Annotated in this window: 2 protein-coding genes and 2 pseudogenes; 3 read left to right on the forward strand and 1 reads right to left on the reverse strand. The window is 38.0% G+C overall.

The annotated features are described in order from the left end of the window. The first annotated feature begins 23 nt into the window (after window positions 1-23). From H5975_RS06925 to H5975_RS06935, 3 genes and pseudogenes are all read left to right on the forward strand, one after another. Window positions 24-293 carry a substrate-binding domain-containing protein gene (locus H5975_RS06925; RefSeq protein ID WP_239473168.1) on the forward strand — a complete coding sequence of 90 codons (270 nt, stop codon included), beginning with the start codon at window positions 24-26 and terminating at the stop codon, window positions 291-293. 134 nt (window positions 294-427) lie between these two features. Next, window positions 428-2,371, forward strand: a pseudogene (locus H5975_RS06930) (glycoside-pentoside-hexuronide (GPH):cation symporter). Window positions 2,372-2,384: 13 nt separating this feature from the next. Then, window positions 2,385-4,411, forward strand: a pseudogene (locus H5975_RS06935) (beta-galactosidase). Window positions 4,412-4,513: 102 nt separating this feature from the next. Here H5975_RS06935 and H5975_RS06940 read toward each other — a convergent pair. Further along, window positions 4,514-6,481 (reverse strand): cation:proton antiporter (locus H5975_RS06940; protein ID WP_239473169.1); only part of this gene is annotated, 1,968 nt, incomplete at its 5' end.

Raw genomic sequence — 6,481 nt, forward strand, 5'->3', positions numbered from 1 at the left:
GCCCATAAAGGTCCTTCTTTCTAATGGAATGTTGTGGTAACACCATTAAAGACCTTTATGGGTTTTCTTGTCCACTTAAATGTTCAACTTATATTTTACAATCTGCCATTAATAATAGTGAACTAGCCAAATACGTGTCTCCACCATTAACGACTTATGAAATTGACCAGCCCGAAATGTGCCGGATTGCTGTAGATGACCTTCACGATTTGATCAATCATCCTGGACGACCACATACCCATACGTTGGTGGATACACGTTTGGTTATTCGACAAAGTTTTGTGAGAAAATGAAAATACTTAGTAAAGGATTTACTAAACATTAGTAAATCCTTTATTTATTATTCAAGAATTATTTACATCAAAGAGAGGATATCTATAATTAAAATTGTAAGCGATTACAATAATATTGAGGAGGATTATGAGTTGTGGATACTAATCAAAAGCCAAAAACAAAATTAACAGCAGCTCAATGGATTTCAAGAACGGCATTCTGTTTTGGAAACGTAGGCCATTCCGCATTCTATGGAGTGATGAGTACATACTTTATCATCTTTGTTACTAGTGGTATGTTTGACGGCTTAAGCAAGCATGTTGCTAATAAACTGATCGCGTTGATTACCGGTTTAATTGTTGGGGTGCGGATTTTGGAATTAATCGTTGACCCCATTATTGGTAATATCGTGGATAATACAAAGACACGTTGGGGTAAATTTAAGCCATGGATTTTCTGGGGAAACATTGTTTCAGGAGCGCTGATGTTAGTGCTTTTTACCGGAATATTTGGATTAGCAAAGGTTAACTGGGTACTATTTGCAATTTTATTCGTCATTATTTTCTTAACCTTTGATATCTTTTACTCTTTCTCTGATGTTTCTTACTGGGGAATGGTTCCAGCCTTAAGCGAAGATTCTAATGAACGTGGGATTTACACTTCATTAGGTGCATTTGCCGGAACAATTGGTTGGAATGGATTAACAATCATTGTGGTTCCAATTGTAACTTACTTTACATATCTCGCTACTGGGCAACATAAAGAAGGCCCAATTGGTTGGTTTGCTTTTGCGGCTATTATTACTGCGCTTGCCATTTTAAGTGCCTTAGCAGTATGTTTTGGAACAAAAGAAAAGCATAATATTATTCGTAACTCTGCTAAACAAAAGACCACGATTCGTGACGTATTTTAAGCGATTTTTCACAACGATCAGATTTTGTGGCCAGCACTAGCATACTTGCTATACTCATGTGCTTACGTAATCACTAATGGGGTACTATTTTACCTTTACAAATTTGTCATTGGTAAGCCAGGTCAATTTTGGATTGTTGGGGTAATTGCAACTATCATTGGGTTCTGTACCAGTCCACTGTTCCCAATTTTAAATAAGTTTATCCCACGGAAATGGCTCTTTATTATGGGACAAGTTTGCATGGTATTAGCATACATTATCTTTATTTTCTGTCGGTCTAATATTTTCATGATGGACTTAGGGTTAGTGCTGTTTAACATTAACTATGCTCAACTTGTAACTGTCTTAACGTTCACTGATGCTATTGAATATGGTCAATTAAAGAATGGACAACGGAATGAAGCTGTTGTTTTAGCCGTTCGTCCAATGATTGATAAGTTAACTGGTGCTATTTCCAATGGACTAGTTGGTTATATCGCGGTTGCTGCTGGAATGACTGGCGCAGCAACGGCAGCAGATATGACAGCAAAAGATATTCGAACCTTTGATAGTATGGCTTTCTATATTCCGATGATATTGGCAATCTTGTCAATCATTGTGTTCTTATTGAAAGTTCATCTTTCAGAAGAAAAGCATGCTGAAATTGTTGAAGAATTGAAAGATAAGTTAGCAAAGGGTGAGATTAAAGCTAGTGATGATGATCAATCATTAGTACCATCACAAGGAACAGAATTACTCGCTCCTGCGGATGGTGAGTTAATTAATTTGCAGAAGGTTGTCAATGAAGACAACACAGTAGGATTTCCTGGCAAGGGCTTTGCAATTGCACCAAGTGATGGTCGGATTTATGCACCATTTGATGGGGTTATCAAATTTACCTTTTCTACTAAGAATGCGTTTGAAATCGTTTCTGATAACGGACTGGAAGTAATTGTCCACGTTGGTTTGGGAACCGTCAACATGCGAGGAGCTGGCTTTAATGTTCATTATACTGATGGGCAAAAAGTCCATGCTGGTGAACTCCTGACCGAATTTGACCGTGATTTAATTCGACAGAATGGATACAAGGATACGGTGGTTACTTTCATGGTTCGTCCAAATCATGTCACTATTGACCAACAAATAACCGATGGATCAAAAGTTCACCATGGAGATAAACTGATGACGGTAAACTCAAAAGAGTAAATGGGAGGCCAATATGAAAAAGAACCAATTACCAACTGTTTTATACGGTGGTGACTACAATCCTGAGCAATGGCCATCGGATACCTGGGATGATGATATTCAGGTATTTAAAAGGCCGATATAAACTCAGCAACTGTTAATGTTTTTTCGTGGTCACTTTTAGAGCCCGCTGAAGGCCAATATAACTTTAGTATGCTCGATAAAATTATCGACAAGCTCACAGCAGCTGATTTTAAAATTGTATTAGCAACATCAACTGCTGCCATGCCAGCATGGATGTTCAAAAAATATACAGATGTAGCACGGGTTGATTATCAAGGTCGGCGACATGTTTTTGGTCAACGCCATAATTTTTGCCCTAGTTCAGAAAATTATCGGAGATTAGCAAAAGATCTAGTAGCTAAACTCGCACAACGTTACAGTGATAATTCTCACATTGTTGCTTGGCATATTAATAATGAGTATGGCGGAAATTGTTATTGCGAAAATTGCCAACATGCATTCCAAAAGTGGTTGCAACAAAAATACCAAACATTAGACCAACTTAATCGAGCATGGAATAATAACGTTTGGAGCCATACTATTTATCATTGGGATGAAATTGTTGTTCCTAACGAATTAGGAGATGCATGGGGACCAGAAGGGACTCATACAATAGTTGCAGGTTTGTCATTAGATTATCTTCGCTTCCAATCTGAGGCTCTACGTGACCTGTACCGGATGGAAAAAGCAACAATTGAAGAATATGATCAAAAGACGCCGATTTTAACTAACTTCCATAGTACTCCAAACAAGATGATTGACTATCAATCTTGGGCAGCAGATCAGGACATTATAGCTTATGATTCTTACCCAGCTTATAACGATCCTACGTATAAACCAGCGTTTCTATATGATTTAATGCGGAGTCTAAAGCACCAACCATTTATGTTGATGGAATCAACTCCTTCGCAAGTGAACTGGCAACCATATAGTCCTCTAAAACGTCCTGGCCAAATGAGAGCTACGGAATATCAAGCGATTGCTCATGGTGCAGATACTGTACAATATTTTCAGTTAAAACAAGCAATTGGCGGTTCTGAAAAGTTTCACGGGGCAGTAATTAGCCACTCACAAAGAACCGATACTAGAGCATTTCAAGAAGTCGCACAAATTGGTCATGAGCTTAAAAAAGTTGGCAAAACATTTTTAGGATCACAGGTACCAGCTAAAGTTGGAATTATCTTTGACTGGAATAATTTCTGGTCATACGAATATGTAGCAGGTATTTCCCAGGCAATGGACTATGTAGGATCAATTTTAGATTACTATCGTCAGTTCTATGAAAGGAATATCGCCACAGATATTATTAGTGTAGATGATGACTTTAGTCAGTACGACTTAATTGTTGCACCAGTACTTTATATGATGAAAGACGGGTTAGCAGGTAAGATCAATGACTATGTATCTCAAGGTGGACAGTTTATAACCACATATATGTCTGGAATGGTCAATACCAGTGATAATGTCTTTATAGGTGGTTATCCGGGCCCACTAAAGGATGTCTTAGGAATTTGGGTAGAAGAAACAGATGCAATGGTTCCTGGCCAACACACTAAGGTAGTGTTTGAAAAAGGTAAAAAAACTGCTGAGGGTCACTATCTTTGTGATTTAATTCATCTTACAGGTGAACGGACAGAGACTGTTGCTCAATATGATTCAGAATTTTATGCTGGAACTCCAGCAATCACTGTCAATTCATATGGTAAAGGAAAGGCATGGTATGTTGGTAGTCGACTAGATCATGATGGGCTGAGTAACTTCATGGATGGAGTAATTCGGTCAGCAGGCATTCAAGGTGTTATTTCTACACCAACTGATCTTGAGATTACCAAGCGGGTTAATGATTCTGGACAATCAATTTACTTTGTTTTAAATATGAGAAATGAGGATCGCAAATTACCTGATGAGTTAGTAAATGGATGGACGGACTTACTAACTGGTCAGCAGCCTGAACCAAACATGCGCGGTTGGGATTTACGAATTTTAGTGCATGATTAGAATAAAGGATATTTAACAAAAGATCTTAAACAAATGGTTAATACCGGATGTTTAAGATCTTTTTTGCTGATATTGATTTTGAAAAAAGTATTAATATGAACGTTAATCGAGGGATTGCATGTAGACAAGTTGGTCAGTGGAAACTTGTTCATTTAAAGCATTTGCTAATTCAGATGAAAATTTACCTGCGGCAGCTTGTTGTTGGATATAGCTGTGTTCTGATTGAAATGCGTCGATAAAGAAATTCGTCATTTTGTCTGCATCAATTTGGCTCTTTCTGGAGAAGAATCGATATCGGTTTAAGTATGTGCGCCGAACAGCAGCAATTTCATAAGCATTATTTGGTGTTTGGACATCATTTAAGTACTTATTGATTCTCCGGATAACGATCCGTAAAATGTTGCTGATTTGATCATTGATAACCTTGAACTGCGCTTGGCGATCTTTTTGAATTTCAGGGTGTTTACGGTACATTTTAGTAATCCGATGACGAGCTCGTAGCCACTGAAAACGATGGTAAAGCATTGCAACAACATTCCAAAATCCATGGGATGATTTGTTGAAAAGATCACGGGCTATTAAACGTGTATATGCCCGCTCTTGTTTTGCATTAATGATGTTATTATCAGCGAGTTCCTCTAGTGTGTCTAGCTCTACTTGGTGACACCTTTGAAGAAGTTTATTGTAGCGTTCCGTATTTAATCGTGCTCGCATGGTTAGTTGACTTGTTAACTGGTCAATAACTAAAGATTTTTCTCGATCAAGATTATCGTTACTGTTTAATTCAGTAATTGCATATTGAACGGTGGCAGTTAATGCTTTTTGAAATTCTGCTTTGGTGTAATCAGCAGTTTTCTTTGGCAATAGTTTTGGAAAAGCAATGGTACCGACCGTTAAACTGATGAGAATGACAAATGCGGCAATTAAAATTAAAGCATTTCGCATCGCAATTCGGTCAGCGTTGACTAAGACTGGGATCGAAAAGGCCATGGCCATGGTAATAGTTCCATGAATACCACCGATCGCAAGGATTAGGCTATCATGCTGCCTGTTTTGCTGAAGTTCCGTTGAGTGTAGTTTAACCAGACCAATTTCTGACCAGAAAAATCGTAATGCTGTCATGACTACGTATAAGATCAAAGCGATGACAATAATTTTTAGGGTTTGAAGTTGTTTCATATGACCCAATACCATTGGCAAACTCAAGCCTAGAAAAACAAAAACCAAACCGTTCAAAGCGTCAGAAATGATGTTCCAAATTGTGGTTGTAGAAATCTGAACTTTGGTAGAAGTGAGATGCAAGCGGTCATATAAAATACTATGCATAATTCCTGCAGCCACCACTGCCAGGATTCCAGAAAGGTGGAGTTCTTCAGCAAGCCAATAAACTACTAATGGTGTCATGATGTTAATTGGAATAACAATTGGTGCAATATCAACATGTCGTTGCATTAAGTGCATTCGGAGATTAATTAAGACAGAACCTAGGAGCATTCCAAAAATGATTCCTCCAAAGAAAACATAGACGAATGTCCAAATTCCATTTGCAATTGAAAATTTGCCCGACGCTAAGGCAGTTTCGGCTAAACTAAATAGTACGATACCAGAGGCGTCATTAAATAACGATTCGTGTTCCAAGGTAATATTGACGTTTTCTGGCATTTCAACACCGGTTGTTAATGATTTAACTGCAACTGCATCTGTTGGGGTAATAATAGCAGCGAGCATAAAGGCAACTGGTAATGAAAATGAATGTGGCAAAATGAAATGTAAACCAAGTCCCAATACAATGACGGTAAATAGGGCCAGGTACACTGCCATTGATATTGTTCGCGAAAAGCCACGTGCCAATTGTTTTGATGAGGTGTTTTGGCCATCATTAAACATGAGTGGGGCAATAATCAATAGCATAAATATTCCTGGTTCTAATTGAAAAGTTTTTAAATCAGGAATTACGGCTAAAATAACCCCAGCAATAATCTGATAGATTGCTAAGGGAATTACTGGCCACATCAAGTGGACAATATTAGCTACTACAACAGCAATGAGGAGTAAGATAATCCCTAAAAT

The organism is Limosilactobacillus coleohominis (assembly GCF_016901675.1).
Lineage (GTDB): Bacteria > Bacillota > Bacilli > Lactobacillales > Lactobacillaceae > Limosilactobacillus > Limosilactobacillus intestinavium.